23 protein-coding genes and 1 pseudogene are annotated in these 26,004 nt (G+C 57.7%); 16 read left to right on the top strand and 8 right to left on the bottom strand.

Annotated elements, in window-relative coordinates:
- Positions 1 to 6: 6 nt before the first annotated feature.
- From AC1DV6_RS13075 to AC1DV6_RS13060, 4 genes and pseudogenes are all read right to left on the bottom strand, one after another.
- Positions 7 to 111: pseudogene (locus tag AC1DV6_RS13075) on the bottom strand (XRE family transcriptional regulator); the annotation flags it as partial.
- Between the two features lie 281 nt (positions 112 to 392).
- Positions 393 to 863: a PH domain-containing protein gene (locus tag AC1DV6_RS13070; RefSeq protein ID WP_477977998.1), complete on the bottom strand. Its 471-nt coding sequence runs from the start codon at positions 861 to 863 to the stop codon at positions 393 to 395.
- 5 nt (positions 864 to 868) lie between these two features.
- The gene (locus tag AC1DV6_RS13065) at positions 869 to 1,783 is read right to left on the bottom strand and encodes an SPFH domain-containing protein (RefSeq protein WP_477977996.1); all 915 of its coding nucleotides are present in this window, start codon (positions 1,781 to 1,783) and stop codon (positions 869 to 871) included.
- Positions 1,784 to 1,804: 21 nt separating this feature from the next.
- Complete coding sequence (locus AC1DV6_RS13060) at positions 1,805 to 2,230, bottom strand: NfeD family protein (protein ID WP_477977994.1); 426 nt, start codon at positions 2,228 to 2,230, stop codon at positions 1,805 to 1,807.
- A 213-nt stretch (positions 2,231 to 2,443) separates the two neighbouring features.
- Between AC1DV6_RS13060 and AC1DV6_RS13055 the strand changes: the two genes are divergently transcribed.
- Complete coding sequence (locus AC1DV6_RS13055; protein ID WP_477977992.1) at positions 2,444 to 4,717, top strand: Orn/Lys/Arg family decarboxylase; 2,274 nt, start codon at positions 2,444 to 2,446, stop codon at positions 4,715 to 4,717.
- An 81-nt stretch (positions 4,718 to 4,798) separates the two neighbouring features.
- Here AC1DV6_RS13055 and fabI read toward each other — a convergent pair whose 3' ends face one another.
- Positions 4,799 to 5,587 (bottom strand): enoyl-ACP reductase FabI, encoded by a 789-nt coding sequence (gene fabI, locus AC1DV6_RS13050; RefSeq protein ID WP_477977990.1) that lies wholly within the window; start codon positions 5,585 to 5,587, stop codon positions 4,799 to 4,801.
- Positions 5,588 to 5,887: 300 nt separating this feature from the next.
- Here fabI and rimP point away from each other — a divergent pair, with 300 nt between their 5' ends.
- From rimP to AC1DV6_RS13010, 8 genes are all read left to right on the top strand, one after another.
- Complete coding sequence (gene rimP, locus AC1DV6_RS13045) at positions 5,888 to 6,517, top strand: ribosome maturation factor RimP (RefSeq protein WP_477977988.1); 630 nt, start codon at positions 5,888 to 5,890, stop codon at positions 6,515 to 6,517.
- Between the two features lie 40 nt (positions 6,518 to 6,557).
- Positions 6,558 to 8,054: a transcription termination factor NusA gene (gene nusA / locus AC1DV6_RS13040; RefSeq protein ID WP_477977986.1), complete on the top strand. Its 1,497-nt coding sequence runs from the start codon at positions 6,558 to 6,560 to the stop codon at positions 8,052 to 8,054.
- A 78-nt stretch (positions 8,055 to 8,132) separates the two neighbouring features.
- Entirely contained in the window at positions 8,133 to 11,006 is a 2,874-nt protein-coding gene (gene infB, locus AC1DV6_RS13035) for a translation initiation factor IF-2 (protein WP_477977984.1), read from the top strand.
- Between the two features lie 6 nt (positions 11,007 to 11,012).
- Positions 11,013 to 11,387 carry a 30S ribosome-binding factor RbfA gene (gene rbfA, locus AC1DV6_RS13030; protein ID WP_477977982.1) on the top strand — a complete coding sequence of 125 codons (375 nt, stop codon included), beginning with the start codon at positions 11,013 to 11,015 and terminating at the stop codon, positions 11,385 to 11,387.
- A gap of 1 nt (position 11,388) precedes the next feature.
- Positions 11,389 to 12,381 carry a tRNA pseudouridine(55) synthase TruB gene (gene truB / locus AC1DV6_RS13025; RefSeq protein ID WP_477977980.1) on the top strand — a complete coding sequence of 331 codons (993 nt, stop codon included), beginning with the start codon at positions 11,389 to 11,391 and terminating at the stop codon, positions 12,379 to 12,381.
- A 14-nt stretch (positions 12,382 to 12,395) separates the two neighbouring features.
- Entirely contained in the window at positions 12,396 to 14,222 is a 1,827-nt protein-coding gene (typA, locus tag AC1DV6_RS13020) for a translational GTPase TypA (RefSeq protein WP_477977978.1), read from the top strand.
- Positions 14,223 to 14,302: 80 nt separating this feature from the next.
- The gene (locus AC1DV6_RS13015; RefSeq protein WP_477977976.1) at positions 14,303 to 15,175 is read left to right on the top strand and encodes a DMT family transporter; all 873 of its coding nucleotides are present in this window, start codon (positions 14,303 to 14,305) and stop codon (positions 15,173 to 15,175) included.
- Positions 15,172 to 16,284, top strand: a complete 1,113-nt coding sequence (locus AC1DV6_RS13010; RefSeq protein WP_477977974.1) for an enoyl-CoA hydratase/isomerase family protein — start codon at positions 15,172 to 15,174, stop codon at positions 16,282 to 16,284. The genes AC1DV6_RS13015 and AC1DV6_RS13010 overlap by 4 nt, the downstream gene beginning before the upstream one ends.
- 126 nt (positions 16,285 to 16,410) lie before the next feature.
- On the opposite strand, the gene smpB is transcribed toward AC1DV6_RS13010, so the two are convergent.
- Positions 16,411 to 16,884 (bottom strand): SsrA-binding protein SmpB, encoded by a 474-nt coding sequence (gene smpB / locus AC1DV6_RS13005; RefSeq protein ID WP_477977972.1) that lies wholly within the window; start codon positions 16,882 to 16,884, stop codon positions 16,411 to 16,413.
- Between the two features lie 81 nt (positions 16,885 to 16,965).
- Between smpB and AC1DV6_RS13000 the strand changes: the two genes are divergently transcribed.
- On the top strand, positions 16,966 to 17,409 hold the full coding sequence (locus AC1DV6_RS13000; protein ID WP_477977970.1) for a type II toxin-antitoxin system RatA family toxin: 444 nt from the start codon (positions 16,966 to 16,968) through the stop codon (positions 17,407 to 17,409).
- The gene (locus AC1DV6_RS12995) at positions 17,399 to 17,746 is read left to right on the top strand and encodes an RnfH family protein (protein ID WP_477977967.1); all 348 of its coding nucleotides are present in this window, start codon (positions 17,399 to 17,401) and stop codon (positions 17,744 to 17,746) included. Before AC1DV6_RS13000 ends, AC1DV6_RS12995 begins: the two co-directional genes overlap by 11 nt.
- Before the next feature lie 9 nt (positions 17,747 to 17,755).
- Here the strand turns inward: AC1DV6_RS12995 and AC1DV6_RS12990 are convergent, their stop codons facing one another.
- The gene (locus AC1DV6_RS12990; protein WP_477977965.1) at positions 17,756 to 18,265 is read right to left on the bottom strand and encodes a DUF4124 domain-containing protein; all 510 of its coding nucleotides are present in this window, start codon (positions 18,263 to 18,265) and stop codon (positions 17,756 to 17,758) included.
- Between the two features lie 99 nt (positions 18,266 to 18,364).
- Between AC1DV6_RS12990 and guaB the strand changes: the two genes are divergently transcribed.
- From guaB to AC1DV6_RS12965, 5 genes are all read left to right on the top strand, one after another.
- Complete coding sequence (gene guaB / locus AC1DV6_RS12985) at positions 18,365 to 19,834, top strand: IMP dehydrogenase (protein ID WP_477977963.1); 1,470 nt, start codon at positions 18,365 to 18,367, stop codon at positions 19,832 to 19,834.
- Positions 19,835 to 19,899: 65 nt separating this feature from the next.
- On the top strand, positions 19,900 to 21,513 hold the full coding sequence (guaA, locus tag AC1DV6_RS12980) for a glutamine-hydrolyzing GMP synthase (protein ID WP_477977961.1): 1,614 nt from the start codon (positions 19,900 to 19,902) through the stop codon (positions 21,511 to 21,513).
- Positions 21,514 to 21,642: 129 nt separating this feature from the next.
- Positions 21,643 to 23,400: a putative bifunctional diguanylate cyclase/phosphodiesterase gene (locus tag AC1DV6_RS12975; protein ID WP_477977959.1), complete on the top strand. Its 1,758-nt coding sequence runs from the start codon at positions 21,643 to 21,645 to the stop codon at positions 23,398 to 23,400.
- 1 nt (position 23,401) lies between these two features.
- Positions 23,402 to 24,547 carry a tRNA adenosine(34) deaminase TadA gene (gene tadA, locus AC1DV6_RS12970; protein ID WP_477977957.1) on the top strand — a complete coding sequence of 382 codons (1,146 nt, stop codon included), beginning with the start codon at positions 23,402 to 23,404 and terminating at the stop codon, positions 24,545 to 24,547.
- 8 nt (positions 24,548 to 24,555) lie between these two features.
- Positions 24,556 to 25,485, top strand: a complete 930-nt coding sequence (locus AC1DV6_RS12965; protein ID WP_477977955.1) for an LD-carboxypeptidase — start codon at positions 24,556 to 24,558, stop codon at positions 25,483 to 25,485.
- Between the two features lie 11 nt (positions 25,486 to 25,496).
- On the opposite strand, the gene AC1DV6_RS12960 is transcribed toward AC1DV6_RS12965, so the two are convergent.
- Positions 25,497 to 25,808 (bottom strand): hypothetical protein, encoded by a 312-nt coding sequence (locus AC1DV6_RS12960; protein ID WP_477977953.1) that lies wholly within the window; start codon positions 25,806 to 25,808, stop codon positions 25,497 to 25,499.
- Positions 25,809 to 26,004 lie beyond the last annotated feature (196 nt).

The following is a 26,004-nucleotide window of genomic DNA, read 5'->3' as shown; positions in this document are numbered from 1 at the left end:
CTACTACACGGTGTTGCGAGCCAGGCCTGTACGCCTGGAAATCTCACGGATGGACATCTGTTCTCGCAGTGCCCAACGTCTGATGACATTCAATGTCGCCACGTCTATCACTCCTAATATTCCCCTGCTTTAAAAACTAGCAGGGTAAGGCCTACGTGGGTCAATTTTTGGTGGAAATTACTGCTTCAAGTGGGTCAGTTTTCAACGGAAATCAACAATTTCATCGTACCTTTTGGAGGTGCGGCTGAAATCATGAACGAGCTTCGCAAGACGAACTTTGCTGGAAAGTCCGTTCATCAGCTTATTCCTGAATCGGTGGGAACGACAAAGCCGATGACGTGGCCTGCGCTCCTAGGCGAGTAGCGGTGAGCGGCGGGCTTGCTAATCAGTAGTTAGGGTGCCGGGCGACCTGCTTTGTCTTGCGCCTCGATAAACGCTTTACGAAAACCAAGTGGGTTCGAGATGCCGGTGATGGGTGCCTGCGGGTTGCCGCCGCCAGCAATCGCCAATGATCCGTAGTTGAAGATGCGGCCCCACACGGTTTGGTGAACCTGGATGCTCTCCACCTTGTTGATGTTCAATTCCACGGTTTCACGGCTGATCAGGCCGAACTTGGCCACCACGCGTTTGTTGGTGATGGCCAGCTCGGTTGTATGCAGCTTGACCCAAGTGATCACTGCCAGCACAACAGCAATCGACAGTGTGATCAGGCCCGCAGGAGGCGCGGTGGCAACCAGCACTGCGGTCGCACCCAGGAAGATGATGGTTAGCAGGATGTGGCCCCACACCGACCACTTGCTGATGTGGCCGGTATAGAGGACTTGTTCGCCCGCAATCAGCGTGCCTTCGATATAGCTGGACATGGTGATTACTTGACGCTTTGCACCATCTTCATCGCAGAGCCAATCAATGCCGAGACCTCACTCATGTTGGAAGGAGTGATCAGTGTTGTTGTGGCATCCGAGGCGACGCGGCTGTAGGCCTCAACTGCCTTTTCGGCCACCTTGAGCTGTACTGCCTGCTCGCCGCCGGGCTGGCGGATGGCGGCGGCAATGCGTTCAATCGCTGCTGCAGTGGCATCGGCCACCGCAGTGATGGAAGCTGCTTCGCCTTGGGCCTTGTTGATGACGGCCTGTTTTTCGCCTTCGGAGCGGGCGATGAAAGCCTCGCGCTCACCGGTGGCGATATTAATTTGCTCCTGGCGGCGGCCTTCGGATGCGGCGATCAGTGCGCGCTTCTCGCGCTCGGCGGTGATCTGGGCTTGCATGGAATGCAAGATGGCCGGTGGCGGGGTCAGATCCTTGATTTCATAACGCAGCACCTTCACTCCCCAGTTCAACGCAGCCTCGTCGATGGCCGCAACCACTTGTGCGTTGATGATGTCGCGCTCTTCGAAGGTTTTGTCCAGTTCCAGCTTACCGATCACCGAGCGCAGGGAAGTTTGCGCCAGTTGGGAGATAGCGATGATGTAGTTGCTGGAGCCATAGCTGGCACGCATCGCGTCTGTAACCTGAAAGTACAGGATGCCGTCGACTTGCAACTGCGTGTTGTCGCGGGTGATGCAAACCTGGCTCGCAATATCCAGCGGGATTTCCTTCAGCACATGCTTGTAGGCCACCTTGTCGATAAAGGGCACCAAAAAGTTCAGGCCTGGTGTCAGGGTACCGTGGTACTTGCCCAGCCGCTCGATCACCCAGGCGTGTTGTTGTGGCACGACCTTGATGGTGCGCGTGATGAAGATGATGGCAATGACAAAAATGATGATGGCGACTTCGAATCCCATGAAATTCTCCCTAGTTTGTTTTCAAGCTTTGTCTACCAGCAGGCGATTACCTACCAGTTCAGCGACACGGTGTGCGCCAGGCGTGGGTGAGACGCCCGGGCGGTGCATCGCAGTCCAATTCGCGCCGCGGTATTGCACATTGGCGGTGCCATCCGGGTTCCAGGCAGTGATCTGCAAAGTCTCGCCAATGTCCAGGTTGACGTTGACATTGGCTTGGGCGGGCGGCTCAGTGCGGCTGCGGTCACGCATAAGGTGCCAACCGATTACGGCACCGCCCCCGACTACAGAAGCAGACAAGAGCTGCAGCGTCACACTGGTGCCCATATGCGCGGCTACGGCACCCGCAGCGAGCCCCAAGGCCACCATCAGCAGGTAAAACGTCCCCGTCAGCAGTTCCAGAGCCACTGCCGCACCTGCTAGCAGCCACCAGAAAGTGGGTTGGGTCATGTCATGCCTCCCGACGAGCCGCCTCTAGGGTGGCATGCGCCCCCATGCGGGGCCGCGAACGAATGTGAGCTTGGGGGCACATGATCACTCCATTTGTGTTGATGACGCCACATTGTGGGGCAAAAGAAATCCGCTCCCGCCAAGCGGAAGCAATAAGTCCTTACACTTCGCGCCTGTTTTTCCTTTTTTGGCCTGATTCGCTGGAGCGCCGCAATGAAATTTCGCTTTCCCATCATCATCATTGACGAAGACTTTCGCTCTGAAAACACGTCAGGTCTGGGTATCCGCGCGCTGGCACAGGCCATCGAGTCCGAAGGCTTCGAGATTCTGGGTGTCACCAGCTATGGCGACCTGAGCCAGTTCGCGCAGCAGCAAAGCCGCGCCAGTGCCTTCATCTTGTCCATTGACGATGAAGAGTTCACGCCGGGTCCGGATCTGGACCCAGCGGTGCTGAACCTGCGCCACTTCATTGAAGAAGTGCGCCGCAAGAATCTGGATGTGCCGATTTATGTCTATGGCGAGACCAAGACGAGCCGTCATATCCCCAACGACATCCTGCGCGAACTGCATGGCTTCATCCACATGTTTGAAGACACGCCGGAGTTTGTGGCGCGCCACATCATCCGCGAAGCCAAGAGCTATCTGGAGGGCGTACAGCCCCCATTTTTCAAGGCGCTGCTGGACTACGCGGAAGACGGCTCCTACTCGTGGCATTGCCCTGGTCACTCGGGCGGCGTGGCGTTCCTGAAGAGCCCGGTAGGTCAGATGTACCACCAGTTCTATGGTGAGAACATGCTGCGCGCCGATGTCTGCAACGCAGTGGAAGAGCTGGGCCAATTGCTGGACCACAACGGCGCGATTGGCGCATCGGAGCGCAATGCGGCGCGCATTTTCAATGCGGACCATTGCTTCTTTGTGACCAACGGAACGTCTACATCCAACAAGATGGTGTGGCACCACACGGTGGCGCCTGGCGACGTAGTGATCGTTGACCGCAATTGCCACAAGTCCAACCTGCACGCGATCATCATGACCGGGGCGATCCCCGTGTTTTTGAAACCCACGCGCAACCATTTCGGCATCATCGGCCCGATACCGCAAAGCGAGTTTGAGCCCGATACCATCCGCGCCAAGATCAAGGCAAACCCTTTGCTTAAGGGTGTGGATGCCAAGAAGGTCAAGCCGCGCATTCTGACGCTGACGCAGAGTACCTATGACGGCGTGCTCTACAACACCGAAACCATCAAGAACATGCTGGATGGCTATGTGGAGAACATCCACTTTGACGAAGCCTGGCTGCCCCATGCGGCGTTCCATCCGTTCTACGGCACCTACCATGCGATGGGCAAAAACCGCACGCGCCCGAAAGAGGCCGTGGTCTACAGCACGCAGTCCATCCACAAGCTGTTGGCGGGTATCAGCCAGGCCAGCCACGTGCTGGTGCAGGACTCACAAACCGTCAAGCTGGACAAGCATTTGTTCAACGAGGCGTATCTGATGCACACCTCTACCTCCCCGCAATACAGCATCATTGCCAGCTGCGACGTGGCGGCCGCGATGATGGAGCCACCCGGCGGCACTGCGTTGGTGGAAGAAAGCATTGCCGAAGCGCTGGATTTCCGCCGCGCGATGCGCAAGGTCGACGAAGAGTACGGTGCTGACTGGTGGTTCAAGGTCTGGGGACCGGACAAGCTGGTGGACGAAGGCATTGGCCGCGCCACCGACTGGATCATCAAGGGCGAGTCCAAGAGCAACGCCAAGGCCAATTGGCATGGCTTCGGCAAGCTCGCCAGCGGTTTCAACATGCTGGACCCAATCAAGTCCACGGTGGTCACACCGGGACTGGACCTGAACGGCAAGTTCGCCAAGACCGGTATCCCCGCGTCTATCGTGACCAAATTTCTGGCCGAGCACGGCGTGGTGGTGGAGAAGACTGGCCTGTACAGCTTCTTCATCATGTTCACCATCGGCATTACCAAGGGCCGCTGGAACAGCATGTTGACCGCGCTGCAGCAGTTCAAGGACGACTACGACAAGAACCAGCCGATGTGGCGCGTGTTGCCTGAATTCGTACAAAAATACCCGCGCTACGAGAAGATGGGCCTGGCTGATTTGTGCCACCACATCCACCAGCTTTACGCCAAGTACGACATCGCGCGTCTGACCACCGAGGTGTATCTCAGTGACCTGACGCCTGCGATGAAGCCCAGCGACGCCTATGCCCATATTGCACTGCGCAAGACTGAGCGCGTAGAGATCGACAAGCTGGAAGGCCGCATTACGGTCGGGCTGGTAACGCCTTACCCACCCGGTATCCCGTTGTTGATCCCTGGCGAAGTGTTCAACAAGAAGATCGTGGATTACCTCAAGTTCGCACGGGAGTTCAATGCCCAGTGCCCGGGCTTTGAGACCGATATCCACGGCTTGGTGGAAGATGTGGATGCAGACGGCAAAAAGCACTATTTCGCCGACTGTGTGAAGTCATAAAAAAAGGACCCTGAGAGGGCCCTTTCACTATCAAAGTAATAGCTGCTTACGCACGTTTTACGCGCGTTTGCGGCTTTTTCTCTATGCGAGATCGGCGGTCACGCCCATGGTCTGGCTGTAGCCGCCGTCCACATAGGTGATTTCTGCAGTCACGCCGCCTGCCAGATCACTGAGTAGGAAGGCTGCCACATTGCCCACGTCTTCAATCGTCACATTGCGGCGGATCGGCGAGGCATCGGCCACTGTGTGCAGCAGCTTGGAAAAGTCCTTGATACCGCTGGCCGCCAGCGTCTTGATTGGCCCAGCGCTGATGCCATTGACGCGGATGCCCTTGGGGCCAACCGCTTCGGCCAGGTAGCGCACGGAAGACTCCAGCGAAGCTTTGGCCAGGCCCATGGTGTTGTAATTGGGGATGATGCGCTCGGCGCCCAGGTAGGTCAGGGTCAGCAGCGCGGCTTTGGGGCTGAGATAGGGCAGGGCGGCCTTGGCCATTGCCGGGAAGCTGTAGGCGCTGATGTCGTGGGCGATTTTGAAGTTTTCGCGGGTCAATCCGTCCAGAAAATTACCGGCAATCGCGTCGCGCGGCGCAAAGCCGATGCTGTGCACAAAGCCGTCGAAAGTAGGCCAGGTCTGAGACAGGTCAGCAAACAGTTTCTCGATCTGCGCGTCGTCGCCTACGTCGCAGTCAAAAATCAGTTTGGAGTCGAAATCGGCTGCAAATTCCGTGATCCGGTCCTTGAAGCGCTCGCCCACGTAGCTGAAGGCCAGCTCGGCGCCTTGGGCTTTGCACGCCTTGGCAATGCCATAGGCGATAGAGCGGTTGGACAACACGCCTGTAATCAATAGTTTTTTGCCAGCCAGAAAGCCCATACGTCCTCTTTTTTATGTGGTTGCTTGTGGAGCAGGATTGTCGCATGCAGGGATGTGGCCCCCACGCTCCGCCGCTAAGCGGGTCGCTGCCCCCCCGAGGGGGCTATTTCCCCTTGGGGCGGCCTGGCGGGGAATTGTTTTGCTTTTCGTCCAAAACCATCCCAATTTGCCTTACGAATCAATGCACTTAGAGCCGTTTTGGAGTACAATCCAAAGCTCACGACCAAACGGGCGGGTAATTACCGCCCGTTTTTTTTGGCCGATTGTTTTTTGACATTGATTTTTGTAGGTGAAATTTAGGTGGCGATGCAGGAGATTGTTGAGCAAACCGTGACAGGTTTGGGCTATGACCTGGTGGAGATCGAGCGCTCCGCTGGCGGCTTGCTGCGCATCACGATTGACTTGCCTTGGGTGAAGGCCGCGGAAGGCTCGCCACAAGTAGATCAGTTCATCAATGTCGAAGATTGCGAGAAGGTGACGCGCCAGTTGCAGTTTGCACTGGAAGTGGACGGAGCGGAATACAAGCGGCTGGAGGTGTCCTCGCCCGGTATTGATCGCCCTTTGCGTCACGTACAGGATTACGAGCGTTTTGTCGGTCAGGTGATCGACATCACGTTGAAAGCGCCAATGGGTGCAGCGGCGGGTGGTCAGGTGAGTGCCAATCGCAAGAAGTTTCGCGGCACGCTGGAAAAGCTGGCGGCTGCTGATGGCTCGGCGGCATGGCAAATCGTCTGGAGCGATGCGCCCGTGGTGAAGCCGGGTCAGAAGGTCAGCAAAAAGCGTGTACCGCCGCCGTTGCAGGCGCTTGGGTTTGAGCTGAGTGAATTGCGGGAAGCCCGTCTGGCCCCGATTGTGAGTTTTAAGGGCCGTGGCATCACAGATGCGAGCGGCGTGGCCGGTATTGATGGCGCAGTGCCATCGGCCGAATAAATAGTTTTTGTTTTTGAAGAGTGTTCAGGAGAGTCAAGGCATGAATCGCGAACTGTTGATGCTGGTAGAAGCAATTTCCCGTGAAAAAAACGTGGAACGTGACGTGGTGTTGGGCGCCGTTGAGGCCGCGCTCGCCCAGGCGACCAAAAAGCTGTACCCCGGGGATGTAGACATCCGCGTGGCGCTGGACCGTGACTCCGGCAACTACGAGACGTTCCGCCGCTGGCACGTGGTCCCCGATGAAGCGGGTTTGCAACTGCCTGACCAGGAAATCTTGCTGTTTGAAGCCAAAGAGCAGATCGCCGACATTGAAGTCGACGAGTACATCGAAGAAGCGATCGAGTCCGTGCCGATTGGCCGTATTGGCGCGATGGCGGCCAAGCAGGTCATTCTGCAAAAGATCCGTGACGCCGAGCGCGAAATGCTGCTGAACGACTTCATGTCGCGCGGCGAAAAGATCTTTGTGGGTACCGTCAAGCGCATGGATAAGGGCGACATCATTGTCGAGTCCGGCCGTGTGGAAGGCCGCCTCAAACGCAGCGAGATGATTGCCAAGGAAAACCTGCGTACGGGCGACCGCGTGCGCGCCATGATCATGGAAGTGGACCTGACGTTGCGTGGCGCGCCTATCGTGCTGTCGCGCTCTGCGCCCGAGTTCATGATCGAGCTGTTCCGCCAGGAAGTGCCAGAGATCGAGCAAGGCCTGCTGGAGATCAAGTCCTGCGCCCGTGACTCCGGTTCGCGCGCCAAGATCGCTGTGCTGTCGCATGACAAGCGCGTAGACCCTATCGGCACCTGCGTCGGCGTGCGCGGCACCCGCGTCAACGGTGTGACCAACGAACTCGCTGGCGAGCGCGTGGACATTGTGTTGTGGAGCGAAGACCCGGCCCAGTTCGTCATCGGCGCGCTGGCCCCGGCCAACGTGTCCTCCATCGTGGTGGACGAAGAGCGCCATGCGATGGATGTGGTGGTCGACGAAGAAAATCTGGCGATTGCAATTGGCCGCGGCGGCCAGAACGTGCGCCTGGCGTCCGAGCTGACCGGTTGGAAGATCAACATCATGGACGCTGCAGAAAGCGCCCAGAAGGCAGCCGTCGAGACCGATTCCGGCCGCAAGCTGTTCATGGAAAAGCTGGACGTGGACGAAGAAATCGCCGACATCCTGATTGCCGAAGGCTTTACCAGCCTCGAAGAAGTGGCCTATGTGCCGCTGCAGGAAATGCTGGAGATCGAGTCGTTTGACGAAGACACCGTGCACGAACTACGCAACCGCGCCAAAGATGCGCTGTTGACGATGGAAATTGCCCATGAGGAAAGCGTTGAAGAGGTTTCGCAGAATCTGCGCGATCTGGAAGGCTTGACTCCGGAACAGATTGGCAAGCTGGCGGATGCTGGTGTGCATACCCGCGACGATCTGGCCGATCTGGCCGTCGACGAGCTCACCGAAATTACCGGCCAGTCGAATGACGAAGCCAAAGCCCTGATCATGAAGGCGCGCGAACATTGGTTTACCAATGAAGCCGCTTCTCAAGAGTAATGGTTATGAAAAAAGTTTAAGAAAAGGCTGGCAAGCACCCCGGGGTCTTGCCAGCCGACGCTAAAGGTTACAGAACAAATGTCCAGTACGACCGTCGCCGAGTTTGCCAAAGAACTCAAGAAATCAACCGAAACGCTGTTGGAACAGCTCAAGGCCGCAGGCGTCAGCAAGACGTCTGATGCCGATGTGCTGACTGATAGCGACAAGCATGGCTTGTTGAACTACCTGCAAAGCAGCCATGGCACCGCCACGGCCGAGCGCAAGAAGATCACACTCGTCAAGAAACAGACGACCGAGATCAAGCAGGCAGATGCCACCGGCAAGGCCCGCACGATCCAGGTTGAAGTGCGCAAGAAGCGCACCTTCATCCGCCGTGAGGATGGCTCTGATGCAGGCGGTGATGTTGCGACGGAAGAAATCCAGGAAGCTGCAGCGCCTTTGATCGACCACGCCGAATTGGCGCGTCGTGAAGAAGATGCGCGTCGTCAGGCCGAGTTCATTCGCCGCCAGGAAGAAGAACTGATCCAGCGTCGCCGTGAGCGCGAAGAGCAGGAAGCGCGCGCCCGTGAAACCGCGGAAAAAGCCGCCGCCCAAGCTGAAGAACAAGCCAAGCCGGCCAAAACCAGTAAAAAATCCGCTGCGACAAGCGAAGAAGTTGCCGTGGATGCAGCCGCTGAAGCTGCTGCGGCGCAAGCCAAGGCTGATGCCAAGGCACAGGCTGCCGCAGAAGCGGATGCTGCTTCCAAAGCGATTGCCGCCGAAGAAGTGGCACGTGCTGCCGATTTGGGTGACCGCCGCCGTAAAGCGGAGGCGGAAGCTGCAGCAATTCGCAACATGATGTCGGCACCCAAAAAGGTGCTGGTTGCTGCCAAGAAGCCTGAAGAGGTCAAGCCTGCTGCGGGTGTCAAAGGCACGCTGCACAAGCCTGCTGTGGGCTCTGCCGTGGCAAAGCCGGCCAAACCCGGCGCCCCTGGTACTACCTCCGGCCCTGCGGGCTCCGGCAAGGAAGTCAAATCTGCCAAGCTGTCCTCCAGCTGGGCAGGTGATCCGGCCAAGAAGAAAGAACTCAAGACGCGTGGTGACACCGGTGCCGGTGCTGGTCGTTCGACCAACTGGCGCAGTGGCCCGCGTGGCCGCCGTGGTAGCAATGACCGCGACCGCGACGACCATACGCAAGCCGCTCCAGTGGAGGCGCGCGTGCTGGAAGTGCACGTGCCTGAAACCATCACCGTGGCCGAACTGGCACACAAGATGGCGATCAAGGCGTCCGAGGTGATCAAGTCGCTGATGAAGATGGGCCAGATGGTCACCATCAACCAGCCGCTGGACCAAGACACCGCGATGATCGTGGTGGAAGAAATGGGCCACAAGGCTGTCGTTGCTGCGCTGGACGATCCCGAAGCGTTTACCGACGACGAAGCGGCCGGAGAAGAAGCGGTGTCCCTGCCACGTGCGCCTGTCGTGACCGTGATGGGCCACGTCGACCACGGCAAGACATCGCTGCTGGATTACATCCGTCGCGCCAAGGTGGCGGCGGGCGAGGCTGGTGGTATTACCCAGCACATCGGTGCCTACCACGTAGAAACTCCACGCGGCATGGTTTCCTTCCTGGATACCCCGGGCCACGAGGCGTTTACCGCCATGCGTGCCCGTGGTGCCAAGGCCACCGACATCGTGATTCTGGTGGTGGCAGCCGACGACGGCGTGATGCCTCAGACCAAGGAAGCCATCAAGCACGCGAAAGCGGCGGGCGTTCCTATCGTGGTGGCGATCACCAAGTCCGACAAACCCGATGCCAACGCCGAGCGCGTGAAGCAGGAGCTGGTTGTTGAAGAAGTTGTGCCTGAAGAATACGGCGGTGATTCTCCGTTCGTGTCTGTGTCTTCCAAGACCGGCATGGGCATTGATACGCTGCTGGAACAAGTGCTGCTGCAAGCCGAAGTGCTGGAACTCAAGGCCCCGGTCGATGCCATGGCCAAGGGCCTGGTCATCGAAGCGCAGCTGGACAAGGGCCGCGGCCCTGTGGCCACCGTGCTGATCCAGTCCGGTACGCTGAAAACCGGCGACGTGGTGTTGGCTGGCCAGACTTATGGCCGCGTGCGCGCCATGCTGGACGAAAACGGCAAGACGATCAAGACTGCGGGTCCTTCCATCCCGGTGGAAATCCAGGGTCTGACTGAAGTGCCGCAGGCTGGCGACGAATTCATGGTGATGTCCGACGAACGTCGCGCCCGTGAAATCGCCACCTACCGCGCTGGCAAGTTCCGTAATACCAAGCTGGCCAAGCAGCAGGCAGCCAAGCTGGAGAACATGTTCTCCGACCTGTCCGCCGGCGACGTCAAGATGGTTCCGATCATCGTCAAGGCCGATGTACAGGGTTCACAGGAAGCGCTGGCGCAGTCGCTGCTCAAGCTCTCGACCGACGAGGTCAAGGTGCAGATGGTTTACACCGCAGTGGGCGGTATCAGCGAGTCCGACGTGAATCTGGCGATTGCCTCCAAGGCCATCATCATCGGCTTCAACGTACGTGCCGATGCCGGTGCGCGCAAGCAAGCCGAAAGCAATGGCGTGGACATCCGTTACTACAACATCATTTACGACGCTGTCGATGAGTTGAAAGCAGCCATGTCCGGCATGCTGGCCCCCGAAAAGCGCGAAGAAGTCATCGGTTTTGCCGAAATCCGCACGGTGTTCGTTGCGTCCAAGATTGGTACGGTCGCGGGTTGTATGGTTACCGGTGGTTTTGTCACCCGCAGCGCGCATTTCCGCCTGTTGCGCGACAACGTGGTGATCTATACCGGCGAACTGGATTCGTTGAAGCGTATGAAGGACGATGTGCGCGAAGTCAAGGAAGGCTTCGAGTGCGGTATCAAGCTCAAGAACTACAACGAGATCAAGGAAGGCGATCAGCTGGAGTTCTTCGAGGTCAAGGAAATCGCCCGTACGTTGTAAGCACCCATGGTTAAGAAGAAGTCATCCACACCCAACCGCGGTTTCCGCGTGGCCGATCAGATCCAGCGCGATCTGACCGAGCTGATCGCCCGCGAGTTGAAAGACCCGCGGGTGGGCATGGTGACGATCCAGGCGGTCGAAGTGACGCCGGATTACGCGCATGCCAAGGTGTTTTTCAGTCTGCTCAAGGGCGACCCGGTGGAGACTGCAGAAGGACTGAACCAGGCCGCGGGCTTTTTGCGCGCGGGCTTGTTCAAGCGTCTGCATATCCACACGGTCCCGACCTTGCATTTCTATTTTGACCAGACGACGGAACGTGCAGCCGACATGAATGCGCTGATTGCGCAGGCTGTTGCGTCGCGTTCAAAAAACGAGGACTGAGATGCAAGCAGCGCCACGTGCACGGGTTGCCAGGCGCCCCGTGCATGGGGTGCTGTTACTTGATAAGCCAATTGGTTTGTCGAGCAACCAGGCATTGCAGAAGGCCAAATGGCTTTTGCGGGCCGAGAAAGCGGGCCACACCGGTACGCTGGATCCATTGGCGACCGGAGTTTTGCCGCTGTGCTTTGGTGCTGCGACCAAATTCAGCCAGATGCACCTGGATGCGGACAAGGCCTATGAAACGGTGCTGCGCCTGGGGCAAAAAACGACTACGGCAGATGCCGAAGGTGATGTGATTAGCGAGCGATCTGTGCAGGTGTCTGCGCAGCAGCTGGAAGAGGTAGTGCACAGGTTTACTGGTCCGATCAGTCAGATCCCACCCATGCACAGTGCGTTGAAGAAGGATGGCAAGGCTCTTTATGAATACGCGAGAGCAGGGATAGAGGTGGAGCGGGCACCACGGGATGTCACGATTCACGCATTAAAAGTGCTTGAAAGCCGCGTAGATAGTGCGCAACCAGCTATCAAAATGGTAGTGAAATGCAGCAAGGGAACGTATATCCGTACCCTGGGTGAAGACATTGGCGAGGCGTTGGGTTGTGGCGCACATTTGAGCGCGCTGCGCCGCATTCGCACTGGTAATTTTGATGCCACGCAGTGCATCACGCTGGAAGCGCTGGAAGCGATGAGCGAGGCTGAGCGCCTGGCCTGTTTATTGCCAGTGGATGCACTTTTGCCTGGACACAGCGTGGTCACGCTGGACAGCGAAGATGCAGGACGATTTTTGAGTGGTATGCGCAGGCGCGGCCCTTGGCCCGATGCGGACGCGGTAGCGGTGTACGCAGCAAGCCCCAAGGCTTTGCTGGGCACAGCCCACGTGAAAGCGGGGGAGTTGATTCCGGTGCGGCTGTTGAGCCCGTTGGAGATCAGCGAGTCCCAGGCACAGCAACAGAGTATTGAACCGATTATTGAAAAGTTGGCCCTCGAGGCGTAAGTAGAAAGTGAACCATGAGCATTAAACAAATCCGTAACATCGCCATCATCGCCCACGTCGATCATGGCAAGACCACCATGGTTGACCAACTGCTGCGTCAGTCGGGCACCTTTGCCGATCACGAGAAAGTCGTCGACACGGTGATGGACAACAACGCGATTGAAAAAGAACGTGGCATCACGATTCTGGCCAAGAACTGCGCCGTGACCTGGGAAGGCACTCACATCAACATCGTCGACACCCCCGGACACGCGGACTTCGGCGGCGAAGTGGAACGTGCGCTGTCCATGGTGGACGGCGTGGTGCTGCTGATCGATGCGCAAGAAGGCCCCATGCCCCAGACGCGTTTCGTGACCAAGAAGGCGCTGGCCCTGGGTCTGAAGCCAATCCTGGTCGTAAACAAGGTGGACAAGCCTGGTGCGCGTCCCCAACACGTGGTGAATGCCGCGTTTGACCTGTTCGACAAGCTCGGTGCGACCGATGAGCAGCTGGACTTTCCCGTCGTTTACGCCTCCGGTATCAACGGCTGGACCTCGCTGGAAGAGGGCGAGCAGGGCGAACAGTGGGGTCCCGACATGTCGGCCCTGTTCAACACCATTCTGAAGCACGTGCCTTCGCAAAAGGGTGATCCTGAAGCACCGCTGCAATTGCAAATTTCCGCGCTGGACTTCTCTACGTTTGTCGGTCGTATCGGCGTGGGCCGTATCAGCCAGGGCACGATCAAGCCGAATATGGACGTCGTGGTCATGGAAGGTCCGGACGGCAAGTCCGTCAAGGGCCGTATCAACCAGGTATTGACGTTCCAGGGTCTGGACCGCGTGCAGGCATTGGAAGCCGGCCCGGGTGAAATCGTGCTGATCAACGGCATTGCCGAAGTCGGTATTGGCGTCACAGTGACCGATCCGTTGAACCCGGCTCCGTTGCCGATGTTGAAAGTCGATGAGCCTACGCTGACGATGAACTTCTGCGTGAACACCAGCCCGCTGGCAGGCCGCGAAGGCAAATACGTCACCAGCCGCCAGATCTGGGACCGCCTGCAAAAGGAACTGCAACACAACGTGGCGCTGCGCGTTAACGAAACCGACGAAGAAGGTATCTTCGAAGTTCTGGGTCGTGGCGAATTGCACTTGACAATCTTGCTGGAAAACATGCGCCGTGAAGGCTATGAAATGGCCGTGTCCAAGCCGCGCGTGATGTTCCGTGAAATCAATGGCGAAAAGTGCGAGCCAATCGAGCTGGTCACTGCCGACGTGGAAGAAATTCACCAAGGTGGCGTGATGCAAGCGCTGGGCGAGCGCAAGGGCGAGTTGGTGAACATGGAACCGGACGGCCGTGGTCGTGTCCGCCTGGAATACCGTATTCCTGCCCGTGGCCTGATCGGCTTCTCCAATGAGTTCCTGAATTTGACCCGCGGTTCCGGTCTGATCTCCAACATCTTTGACAGCTACGAGCCGCACAAGGGTGACATCGGTGGCCGTAAAAACGGCGTGCTGATCTCCATGGACGCCGGTGAAATTTTCACCTACGCCTTGGGCAAGCTGGACGACCGCGGCCGTATGTTCGTGAAGCCAAACGACCCTGTGTACGAAGGCATGATTGTGGGTATCCACAGCCGTGACAACGATCTGGTCGTTAACGCCACACGCACCAAGCAGCTGACCAACTTCCGCGTGTCTGGCAAGGAAGACGCGATCAAGATCACGCCACCGATTGAATGCACGCTGGAATACGGTGTGGAATTCATTGAGGATGACGAACTGGTCGAAATCACCCCCAAGTCGATCCGTCTGCGCAAGCGCCACCTGTCTGAAAGCGACCGCAAGCGCGCTGGCCGCTCCTGATACCGCGGGACAGTGTCTTGACGCTGTCCCACCACGGTGTTCTATGACTGGGGCCGTGTGCCCCAGTTGCATTTTTGCTCATGAAACTCACCCACACGCGCGCAGTTTTTCTGATGGTGGTGGTGACCCTGATGTGGTCTACCGCCGGTGTCATCACGCGCCACCTGGAGTTTGCACGCAGCTTTGAAGTCACCTTCTGGCGGGCGCTGTTTACGGTGCTCAGCTTGCTGGTCATCTTGCCTCTCGCGCGCGGGCGGGATGTGTTCAAAAAAATTCTCCACGCCGATGCGGGATTCTGGATCTCTGGCGTCTGCTGGAGCATCATGTTCACCGCCTTCATGGTGGCATTGACGCTGACCAGCGTGGGCAACGTGCTGGTCACCATGTCGATAGGGCCCTTACTCACGGCCCTGCTCGCCCGTATCTTCATAGGCCACCGGGTTGCCCCGCGCACTTGGTTGGCCATTGTGGTGGCGGGCGTGGGCATTGTGTACATGTATGCGTCTCAGCTCGATTCGGTGTCCCTAGTGGGGACACTGGTTGCCTTGTGCGTGCCCATTGCCGGCGCCACCAACTGGACAGTCACCCAACATTCGCATGAAAAGGGCCACGATGTGGATCTGATGCCTGCTGTGTGGGTCGGCGCGCTGATCTCCAGTCTGGCTACGCTGCCATTCGCATTCCCGTTTCAGGCAAGTGCCCATGATGTGGCGCTACTGGGCTTTCTGGGTGTATTTCAGTTGGCCGTTCCGTGCGTGCTGAGCGTACGCTGTGCGCAGATACTGAAGGCGCCGGAGCTGTCTTTGTTGCAGTTGCTGGAAGTAATTTTCGGTATTCTGCTGGCCTGGTTGGGTGCCAATGAGGTGCCAGCGAGTCCGGTCTTATGGGGTGGGGCACTGGTGATTGGCGCCCTGGTGGTGAACGAAATGATTGGATGGAGAGAACGCGCATGACGACAGTGGTAACCAACAATGATGTCCTGACCGAAGTGCGGGGGCAGGTCGGGTTCATCACCCTGAACCGGGCAAAGGCGCTCAATGCGCTGAGCTTGGGCATGGTGCGCAGCCTGACCGCCATCTTGCGGCAGTGGCAAGACAACCCGGCAGTCAAAGCGGTGGCCATTCGTGGCACCAACAAGGTGGGCAACTTTGGCGGCTTTTGCGCCGGTGGGGACATCCGCTTCTTCCACCAGGCGGCGCTGGCAGGCAACCCGGAACTGGAAGACTTCTTTACGGAGGAATACGCCCTCAACCACCTGATTCATAACTACGGCATGCCCTACATCGCGTTCATGGATGGCATCGTGATGGGTGGTGGCATGGGCATTAGCCAGGGAGCATCGCACCGACTGGTGACGGCCAATACCAAGATGGCGATGCCGGAGACCAACATCGGCCTGTTCCCCGATGTTGGCGGTGGTTACTTCCTGAGCGGATGTCCTGGGCGCACCGGCGAGTGGCTGGCGCTGACGGGTGATGTGATCGATGCAGGCACGGCCATAGAACTGGGTTTGGCGGATACCTGTCTGGATGCCGGCCGCTTGCAAGAGGCCTGGGACGCCTTGGCAAACGCTGACGTGTCGAAAGAGGGTGCCCTGGACCTGTGGGTTGCTATGTTTTCAGTAGCTGCTCACGCACATTCCACGGGCGCTAGAGGCCAAATTGACCACTTTTTTTCTCTGGACTCGGTTGCCGCCATCATGCGTGCGCTTGAGGCCGACAGCAGCGAATGGGCACAACACACGGCCGCTACCTTGCGCAAGCGCTCACCGCTGATGCTGCATGTGGTGCTGGAGCAGGTGCGTCGTGCACGCAGCATGGCGCTGGCGGATGATTTGCGCATGGAGCGGGATCTGGTGCGCCATTGCTTCCAGACAGCGCATTTGCAACGCTCGGGTGCTTCCAGCGAAACAGTGGAAGGCATTCGCGCGCTGGCGGTGGATAAGGATCACGCGCCTTTGTGGAGTCCAGCACGGATTGAAGATGTGACGCCGGAAATGGTCGCCCCGTTCTTTGTCAGTCCCTGGCCTGAACAAGCGCACCCGCTTCGGGCTCTGGTTTGAACTGAAAATCTCGTCACGCATGCGTGCATGGCGAGAGCAAGGTCTGGGTCGACAACCGATTTTGCGTAACGCCATGAGGACGTCGGCCCAGACCTTGCTCTCGTCGCCGATATGGCCAAGCCCGTGTTAGCGGCTACGGTCTTTCATTGCGCGCTCGACCTCGCGCTTGCCTTCGCGGTCCTTGATGGTGTCGCGTTTGTCATGTTCGGCCTTGCCCTTGGCCAGCGCCACTTCGCACTTCACTTTGCCGGCCTTCCAGTGCAGGTTGATGGGCACCAGCGTGTAGCCCTTTTGCTCGACCTTACCAATTAGCCGTTTGATCTCTTCCTTGTGCATCAACAGCTTTTTGGTGCGCACGTTATCGGGGTTCACATGGCTGGACGCGGTATGCAGCGGATTGATCTGCAGGCCGATGATGAACAGCTCGCCATTGCGGATCACCACATAACCGTCTGTCAGTTGCACTTTGCCTTCGCGCAAGGATTTGACTTCCCAGCCTTCCAGCACCAAACCGGCTTCAAAACGCTCTTCGAAGAAGTAATTGAAAGCGGCCTTTTTGTTATCGGCAATACGGGAATTGGTTTCGGGTTTCTTGGCCATGGATGGAAATTGGGGGCGACAGACAGGATTGAAAGAGACGCTGACAGGCTCTGACTACAATCCCGCGCAGACCTCTATTCTATGAAAACTGTCAACAAGTCCGTTCTGATCTGGTACACCCCGCTCGAAATGTATCAATTGGTCACGGATGTGGCGAGCTACCCGCAGTTTTTACCGTGGTGCGACCATGCATCGGTTCTGGAAATTCACCCCGATGGGGTAACTGCCGAGATCGGCATCTCTTTCGGCGGAATTCGTCAGACCTTCACGACCCGCAACACACACTCGCAACCTGACAAAGTGGATATCGTGATGGTCAATGGGCCATTTTCAACACTCGAAGGGCATTGGCACTTCCATGCGTTGGGCGATGGCACCCAGCGGGCAGCCAAAGTGGAGCTGCTGTTGAATTATGGTTTTAGCAATGCGGCATTGGCGGCACTGGTCGGGCCGGTTTTTGACAGGATTGCGGCCAGCCTGGTCGATGCATTCGTCAAGCGCGCGCAACAGGTCTATGGTGAATAAGCCTGTGATTCGGGTGGAGGTGGTGTTTGCACCTGGCCCCCGCACGGTTCAACGCGTTGAACTGGATTTGCCCCCCAGCTCTACCGCAGAGGATGCTTTACAACGCAGCGGTTTGGTATCAAAACTGACGTTGCAAGAGCGTAGCAGTCTGGAAATCGGGATTTGGGGCCGCAAGGTGGCTATTGACCAGGTACTGCGCGACCTCGACCGCGTTGAGCTATATCGACCATTAAAGGTTGATCCGAAGGTAGCGCGACGGGAGCGTTTCTCCCAACAAGGCGCTAAAACTGCCGGACTGTTCGCCAAGCGCAGGGAGGGCGCGAAGTCAGGCTACTAACTTCAGCGTTTACCTGCAGCTGGAGTCAATCATGGCTTGTATGCGCTTGGTTTCGGCGGCACGTGCCCCATCGTCCATCACTTCGCGTTCGCCGGCCTTGTTGACTTGCGCGATGCGCATACCGGAATCCAGCGTCACTTTGGCCTGCTTAGCGCGCGCGCAATTTTCAATCTTGGCTTTGGTCAGGCGCTCTTCTTCGGCGCGCCGCTTGGCCAGTTCCAAATCGGCCGCCTGTTTTTTCTTGGCTTCCAGCTCCTTGTCGACATCGGAGATCTTCGGTGCATTGGGCGCCGCTGCGGGTGCGGCAGCAGTAGCACCCTCGGTTGCCTCCGATACTGTAGATGCTGCCGGAGCGCGTCCAGCAGGACGTTTGATGATAGCTTTGTCCTGAATCTCCGCAGGGGGCGCCCGGTCGCTGAATACCTTGCGACCGTCCTTGTCAATCCATTGCCATTGGCCAAAAGCCGCGGTAGCACTGAACGCCAGCACGGCAGCGAGGAAAGGGGCGAACATTTTCATGGGCGAAGTGTAGCGCCCCAAGGCGGGCCTTGCCAACCCAAGAAGTGCAACGTAAAGTGTGCGTGGGCACGGGTACAATCCGTCTTTTGGAGCCCAGACATGCGCCTTTTAGGAAAAGCGCTCACCTTCGACGACGTGTTGTTGGTGCCAGCGTTCTCCCAAGTCCTCCCCAAGGACACCTCCCTCGCCACCCGTTTTTCCCGCAATATCGCACTGAATCTGCCCCTGGTCTCAGCCGCCATGGACACAGTAACCGAAGCCCGTTTGGCCATCGCCATCGCGCAGGAGGGGGGGATTGGCATCGTCCACAAGAATCTGACAGCCGCCGAGCAGGCTGCCCAGGTCGCCAAGGTCAAGCGCTATGAATCCGGATTGCTGCGCGATCCAGTAGTCATTACCCCTGATACGACAGTTCGCCAGGTCATTGCCCTGTCCGACCAGCTCGGCGTATCAGGTTTTCCCGTTTGCGATGGCGGCAAAGTGGTCGGCATCGTAACCGGCCGTGATCTGCGATTCGAGACGCGTTACGACCAGCCCGTGCGCGAGATCATGACACCGCGTGAGCGGCTGATTACCGTGCCGGATGGCACCACGCCGGAAGCTGCCAAGGCATTGTTGAACAAGCACAAGCTGGAGCGCCTGCTGGTGGTAAATGAGGCTTTCGAGCTCAAGGGCCTGATTACCGTCAAGGACATTACCAAACAGCTCAACTTCCCCAATGCCGCCCGTGACGCGACTGGCCGTCTGCGCGTCGGCGCTGCGGTCGGGGTAGGCGAGGGCACCGAAGAACGCGTGGAAGCGCTTGTCAATGCCGGCGTTGACGCCATTGTGGTGGACACAGCCCACGGCCATAGCAAGGGTGTGATCGAGCGCGTGCGCTGGGTCAAGCAGAACTTTCCGCAGATCGATGTGGTCGGCGGCAATATTGCAACCGGTGCCGCTGCTCTGGCGCTGGTGGAAGCCGGAGCCGATGCCGTCAAGGTCGGTATTGGCCCTGGCTCCATCTGCACGACGCGTATCGTGGCTGGTGTGGGCGTTCCGCAAATCATGGCGATTGACAGTGTGGCTACAGCCCTCAAGGGCACGGGCGTTCCGTTGATTGGAGACGGTGGTATTAGATACAGCGGCGACATTGCAAAAGCCATCGCTGCCGGCGCCAGTACCGTGATGATGGGTGGCATGTTTGCCGGAACTGAAGAGGCACCAGGCGAGATTGTTCTGTTCCAGGGGCGAAGCTACAAGAGCTACCGCGGCATGGGCAGTATCGGCGCGATGCAGCAGGGCAGCGCAGACCGTTACTTCCAGGAATCCAGCACAGGCAATCCGAATGCTGACAAACTGGTGCCCGAGGGCATTGAGGGCCGAGTTCCGTACAAGGGCTCCATGGTTTCCATCGTGTTCCAGATGGCGGGTGGCATTCGCGCCAGCATGGGCTACTGCGGTTGTGCAACCATCCAGGACATGCAGGACAAAGCCGAGTTCGTGGAAATCACCACGGCCGGTATCCGCGAGAGCCATGTCCACGACGTGCAGATCACCAAAGAAGCGCCGAACTACCGGGCCGAATAAGGCAAACCAGCAGGGCCGTCCTCCAGGACGGCCCTTTGCATTGAACAACAGAATTTTCAATCACCATGCAGCACCAGAAAATCCTTATCCTTGATTTCGGTTCCCAGGTTACCCAACTGATTGCGCGCCGCGTACGTGACGCCCATGTGTTCTGCGAGGTTCATCCCTGTGATGTGACGGAAGACTGGATTCGCGAATATGCACGTGACGGCAATCTGAAGGGAATCATCCTGTCCGGTAGCCACGCCAGCGTCTACGAAGAAACGACCGACAAGGCACCCCAGGTCGTTTTCGAGCTGGGCTTGCCGGTACTGGGTATTTGCTACGGCATGCAGGCCATGGCGCACCAATTGGGCGGTCGGGTGACCGGCGGCCACAAGCGTGAATTTGGCCATGCTGATGTCCGTGCCCATGGCCACACCAAACTGCTGGATGGGATCCAGGACTATGCAACCAGCATGGGCCACGGCATGCTCAAGGTGTGGATGAGCCACGGCGACAAAGTCACCGAGTTGCCACCCGGCTTCAAGCTGATGGCCAGTACCGACAGTTGCCCGATTGCCGGCATGGCCGATGAAGAGCGACGCTTCTATGGCGTGCAGTTTCATCCGGAAGTGACCCACACCCAGCGCGGCGCGGCGATTCTGGAGCGCTTTGTTCTGGAAATCTGCGGCACCCGTGCCGACTGGATCATGGGCGACTACATCGCCGAGGCGGTCGAACATATCCGCCAACAGGTTGGCAACGAGGAAGTCATCCTGGGCTTGTCCGGTGGTGTGGACTCGTCGGTTGCTGCTGCACTGATTCACCGCGCAATTGGCGACCAACTGACTTGTGTATTCGTTGACCATGGACTGTTGCGCCTGAATGAAGGCGACATGGTGATGGACATGTTCGTCGGTAAGCTACATGCCAAGGTCATCCGCGTGGATGCTGAAGCGCAGTTTCTGGGCCACTTGGCTGGCGTCAGCGATCCGGAAGCCAAACGCAAAATCATCGGTCGCGAATTCGTCGAAGTGTTCAAGGCCGAGGCTGCGAAGCTCAAGAGCGATCAATCGCGCCATGTGGCTTGGTTGGCCCAGGGCACGATCTATCCCGATGTGATCGAGTCCGGCGGCGCCAAGTCCAAGAAGGCCGTCACGATCAAGAGCCACCACAACGTGGGTGGTTTGCCGGAGCAACTAGGTCTGAAGCTACTGGAGCCATTGCGCGAACTCTTCAAGGACGAGGTCCGTGAATTGGGTCTCGCGCTGGGTTTGCCCTATCACATGGTATACCGCCATCCCTTCCCGGGCCCAGGTTTGGGAGTCCGGATTCTGGGCGAGGTCCGCAAAGAGTTTGCCGAACTGCTGCGGCGCGCCGACGCCATCTTCATTGAGGAACTGCGCAACACCATGGACGAAGCCACTGGCAAGTCCTGGTACGAACTCACCAGCCAGGCGTTCGCCGTGTTCCTGCCGGTCAAGAGCGTGGGTGTGATGGGCGATGGTCGCACTTACGATTACGTAGTGGCCCTGCGGGCGGTCCAGACCAGTGACTTCATGACGGCGGACTGGGCGGAGCTGCCCTATGCCTTGCTGAAAAAGGCGTCCGGTCGCATCATCAATGAAGTTCGCGGTATTAACCGAGTGACCTACGACATCAGCAGCAAGCCGCCAGCGACCATTGAGTGGGAGTGAGCGTGGTGGTTTGCAAACAGGGGTTTATCCGGGGTAGGGCAAAAAGTTTTACCCAGGAGTTCCCTGTTGCCGATAATCGCAAGCTTGTTGGTGCACAATGTTTGTATGGAAAAGGAGAATGTGCTTAGCATGCATTCGGACTCAGACACGTTGGAGTTTCTCGACGACGAACAAGATACGGGCGGCACCAAGGAGTTGGTTTGGCGCCTGTTGGTCGTTGATGACGAGCCCGATGTGCATCGCGCCACAACGTTCGCGTTGGCAGGCGTCAAGATATTGGGTCGGCCGCTGCAATTCCTGCATGCTTATTCCGCTTCCGAAGCGACGCAGCTTCTCATAAACGAAGAAGAGGTCGCGGTAGTTTTGCTTGACGTGGTGATGGAGCGTGAAGACGCGGGCTTGGCACTCGTCAAAACCATTCGCCAGGATCTGAAGCTGACTGAGTTGCGCATCATCCTGCGCACTGGGCAACCGGGCTATGCCCCTGAGATCGAAACTATCCATGATTTCGACATCAACGATTACAAAACCAAGTCTGAGCTGACGCGTACCAAGCTATACGCAACCGTAACCGCCGCGCTGCGCGCTTACGAGCAGATCAGAAAGCTCGATGAGCTGGCTTTTTATGACCGCCTGTCCCAACTACCCAACCGCAACAAGTTCATCGATTTGAGCGACGCGCGGCTTGAGAGCGGCAAATTTGCGGGCGATGTAATCGCCATCCTGGATATTGACGATTTTTCCGAAATCAACGATGCATTGGGGCACCAGCAAGGTGACCGTCTGCTGCAAGCTGTTGCTGATCGCTTGAAGAAGGAGTTGGGCTCGCACGCTATTTTGGCTCGCATTGGTGGCGATACGTTTGGCCTGATGGGCCCGGGCAATGTGGTTGACCCGGGGCTTATTTTGGGAATGTTTCGTGAGCCCTTCGCAGTGCAAGATGACACCATGGTGGTCACGGCGACCATGGGGTTGACCAAACTTTTGGGCAAAGGCGTTACTGGGCGAGATGCGTTGAAAGATGCAAACATTGCTCTGAAACGTGCAAAGAAAAGCCGCCGTGGCAGCTTTGTGTTGTTTTCCAATGAGATGGGCGCGGACATCCGCGAGCGGGTGCGGTTGCTGCAAAGCCTGCGTAGTGCGGTCGAAAGTGAACGCCTGTTCATCGTTTACCAGCCGCAAGTCATTTTGGGCTCCAACAAGGTCGTTGGCGTTGAGGCGCTGATCCGTTGGCGCAATGAAGACGGCTCTTTTGTGCCGCCCGACCGTTTCATTCCGCTGGCAGAAGCGTCAGGAATGATCGTCGCCATTGGCGACTGGGTACTGCGCATGTCCTGCCATGAGCTGGTTCGGCTACAAGCCTTGGGATTCCCAGACTTGCGCATGTCGGTCAACGTATCGCAGATCCAGTTCCGCCACCCGGAGTTCCTCGAGAAACTCAACGCAGCGCTGATCGACACCAAGATCAACCCGAAGTGCCTGGAACTGGAAATTACCGAGTCTGTGGCTATGGAAGACGCGGACTTCATGCTGGAGACACTGCATCTGGTACGCGAGCTCGGCATTTCGATTGCCATTGACGATTTCGGGACGGGCTACTCCTCCCTCAGCCATCTTCGTCAGTTGCCGATTGATCGTCTGAAGATCGACCGGGCGTTTGTCTCTGAGCTCAATCAACAAGTGTCTGGCGGCCATATTGCCTCTATGGTGATTGAACTTGGCCGCAACCTTAACTTGACCGTAATTGCAGAAGGTATTGAAGACGAAGCCCAGGCGGAGACCCTTCTGCGTCTGGGCTGCCATGAAGGGCAGGGCTATCTGTATGCCAAGCCCTTGACGCCCCCCCAACTCAAAGACTGGCTGCAAACGCGCGTTCCGGGGCCTTGAGATGACGGTGGCTGACAGCCAGCACCAAGCAGACGCCCAGTTCATGCGCCTCGCCTTGGAGCAAGCCCAGGCGGCAATTGCGGACCATGAAGTTCCCGTGGGAGCGGTCGTCGTTAAAGATGGCAAAGTCATCGGCGTTGGCCATAACGCGCCCATCACCCAACACGACCCGAGTGCGCACGCCGAAATGCAGGCGCTGCGCGCAGCTGCACGCACCCTTGGGAACTACCGGCTGGACGGTTGCAGCCTGTACGTCACTCTGGAGCCATGTGCCATGTGTGCGGGGGCTATGCTGCATGCACGCATCCAGCGGCTGGTGTACGGTGCTGCAGAACCTAAAACCGGTGCTGCTGGCTCGGTATTGAATCTCTTCGATGAACCCAGATTGAACCACCAGACCACAGTTCACCATGGCGTACTGGCGGATGAGTGTGGACAGATACTGAAATCCTTCTTTCAGGAGCGACGTGCCGACGCCAAGGTGCTGCAGCACCCCTTGCGCGATGATGCGCTGCGCACGCCCGAAGCCCGGTTCTCCGGATTGCCAAACTATCCGTGGGAGGGCAGGTACATACAGTCGCTGCCAACTCTTGCCGGGTTACGCATGCACTACCTGGACGAGGGGCCGTCGGATGCCGCATTGACGTTTCTGTGCCTGCATGGCAGCACCACTTGGAGCTATCTCTATCGCAAGATGATCCCGGTTTGGGCGAACGCAGGCCACAGGGTGGTTGCGCCTGATCTGATTGGTTTTGGCAAAAGTGACAAGCCCAAAAGGACACCGCCGCATCTTGTCGAATTTCATCGCAATGTGTTGGTCGAATTGGTCGAGCACCTGAATCTCTCCAACGTGGTATTGGTCGCAGAGGATTTCGGTGGAATTTTGGGTACTGCCCTGACGAAAGCTGCTTCGCAGCGGTTCGTTGGAGTGCTGTTGGTTTCAACTAATGAAGAGACAGTCAACAGCGAAGCTAGGGATGCGCCGTTTCCAGATATGGGCCACAGTGCGGCGTTGCGCGCTGTCGCCGGGATAGTGCCTGGCAGTGCGGAGAATACGCACAACGCCGTTCCCGAACTGCCCCGCATGAACGGCTATTTTGACGAAGCCACGGCCGAAGCCGCTTTGAGAACCTTCTTGCCCGGATAATCGCGCTCGTGAAAAAACACATCTACATTTACTCCCCCTCCGGCGCCGTACGCGACAAAGCGGCGTTCAAACGCGGCGTGGCCAGATTGCAAGCACTCGGGCACGAAATTGAAATTGATACCGATGCATTAAGCAGCCATGAACGCTTTGCCGGTGACGATGCGACCCGTCTGGCAGCCGTTCATCGCGCAGCTGCCAGTGGGGCAGATATTGCGTTGACGACCCGTGGCGGCTATGGCTTGACCCGTATCCTGGATCAGATTCGCTGCAAAGCAATTGAAAAAGCGATTGACTCAGGCACAGAGTTCATCGGGTTTAGTGACTTCACAGCACTGCAGTTCGCTCTGATGGCCAAGACCGGTTCTGTAACTTGGGCCGGGCCTGCGTTGTGCGAGGGGTTTGGCCCAGTGGCAGGGCCCGACGACATCATGGAAGACTGCTTCAATGACATGTTGGTGGGGCAGGGCGAGGGGACCGGTTGGCGGCAGCTCAAGGAGCCGGCCGTTTCTAACACTGAATTTCAGGCTCTTAACGCGCGCTTGTGGGGTGGCAACCTGAGTATCGTGTGCGCTCTGTTGGGAACGCCGTACTTTCCCAAAGTAAAAGGCGGGATTTTGTTCCTCGAGGATGTGGGTGAGCATCCGTATCGAATCGAACGCATGCTGATGCAGCTACTTCACGCAGGCGTGATTGACAAACAGAAAGCAGTGCTGCTCGGACAGTTCACTGAATTTGCATTGACATCACATGACCGAGGTTACCGTCTGTCTTCCGTCATTCAGTGGCTGCGTAGCCAGACAAAAACACCGATCTTGACGAACCTGCCTTTCGGGCACGTGCAAACCAAAGTGCTATTGCCCGTTGGCGCCAAAGCGGATCTCGCCGTCGATGGCCGCGATGCCTTGCTGGTCTGGGGACACACGCGTCACACGCACTAGGCGCGGACGGTTCACTCTCCGAGTGGGCTGGGGCGGGAGCTCAGTCCACGGGGCAATAAGCCTGTGAACATATTGCTGATATAGGCCATCTTGCGCTTGGCAACAGCTTCACCCTCTGTTGCAGCAATAGCGGCCATCAGATCGCCACGCAAGTACCAGAGATCCTGGATGTCTGTGGCACCAGACACACGCATTCGCACCATGGGATTGATTCGATATGCGCAGACTGCCAACTCGTCCAGCATAGCCTGGCGTATGTCGGCAAGCGCCTCCATGGCATTCTGATTTTCCTGGCCGGCGCTCTTGCTCAGCAGGGATTGCATACCACTTACGATGTTCGAAGTTGTCCAACGCATATTATTCAAGTGCCAATTTTTGACAAAGATTATCGAAAACTGTTGGGTAACACAATAACTCCAGACCCGATCGTATGCAATAAAACAACAGCGTTTTCAAGTACTTACGGCAGTAACGTTATGTAGGGCATGAATCGGCTGTTTCCGATGCGGACGTTCGAAG

The sequence above is a fragment of the Rhodoferax sp. P2_H8_2 genome (assembly GCF_056403235.1).
The sequence above is the reverse complement of the archived record's forward strand: the minus strand, read 5'-3'. Positions and strand labels throughout refer to the sequence as shown.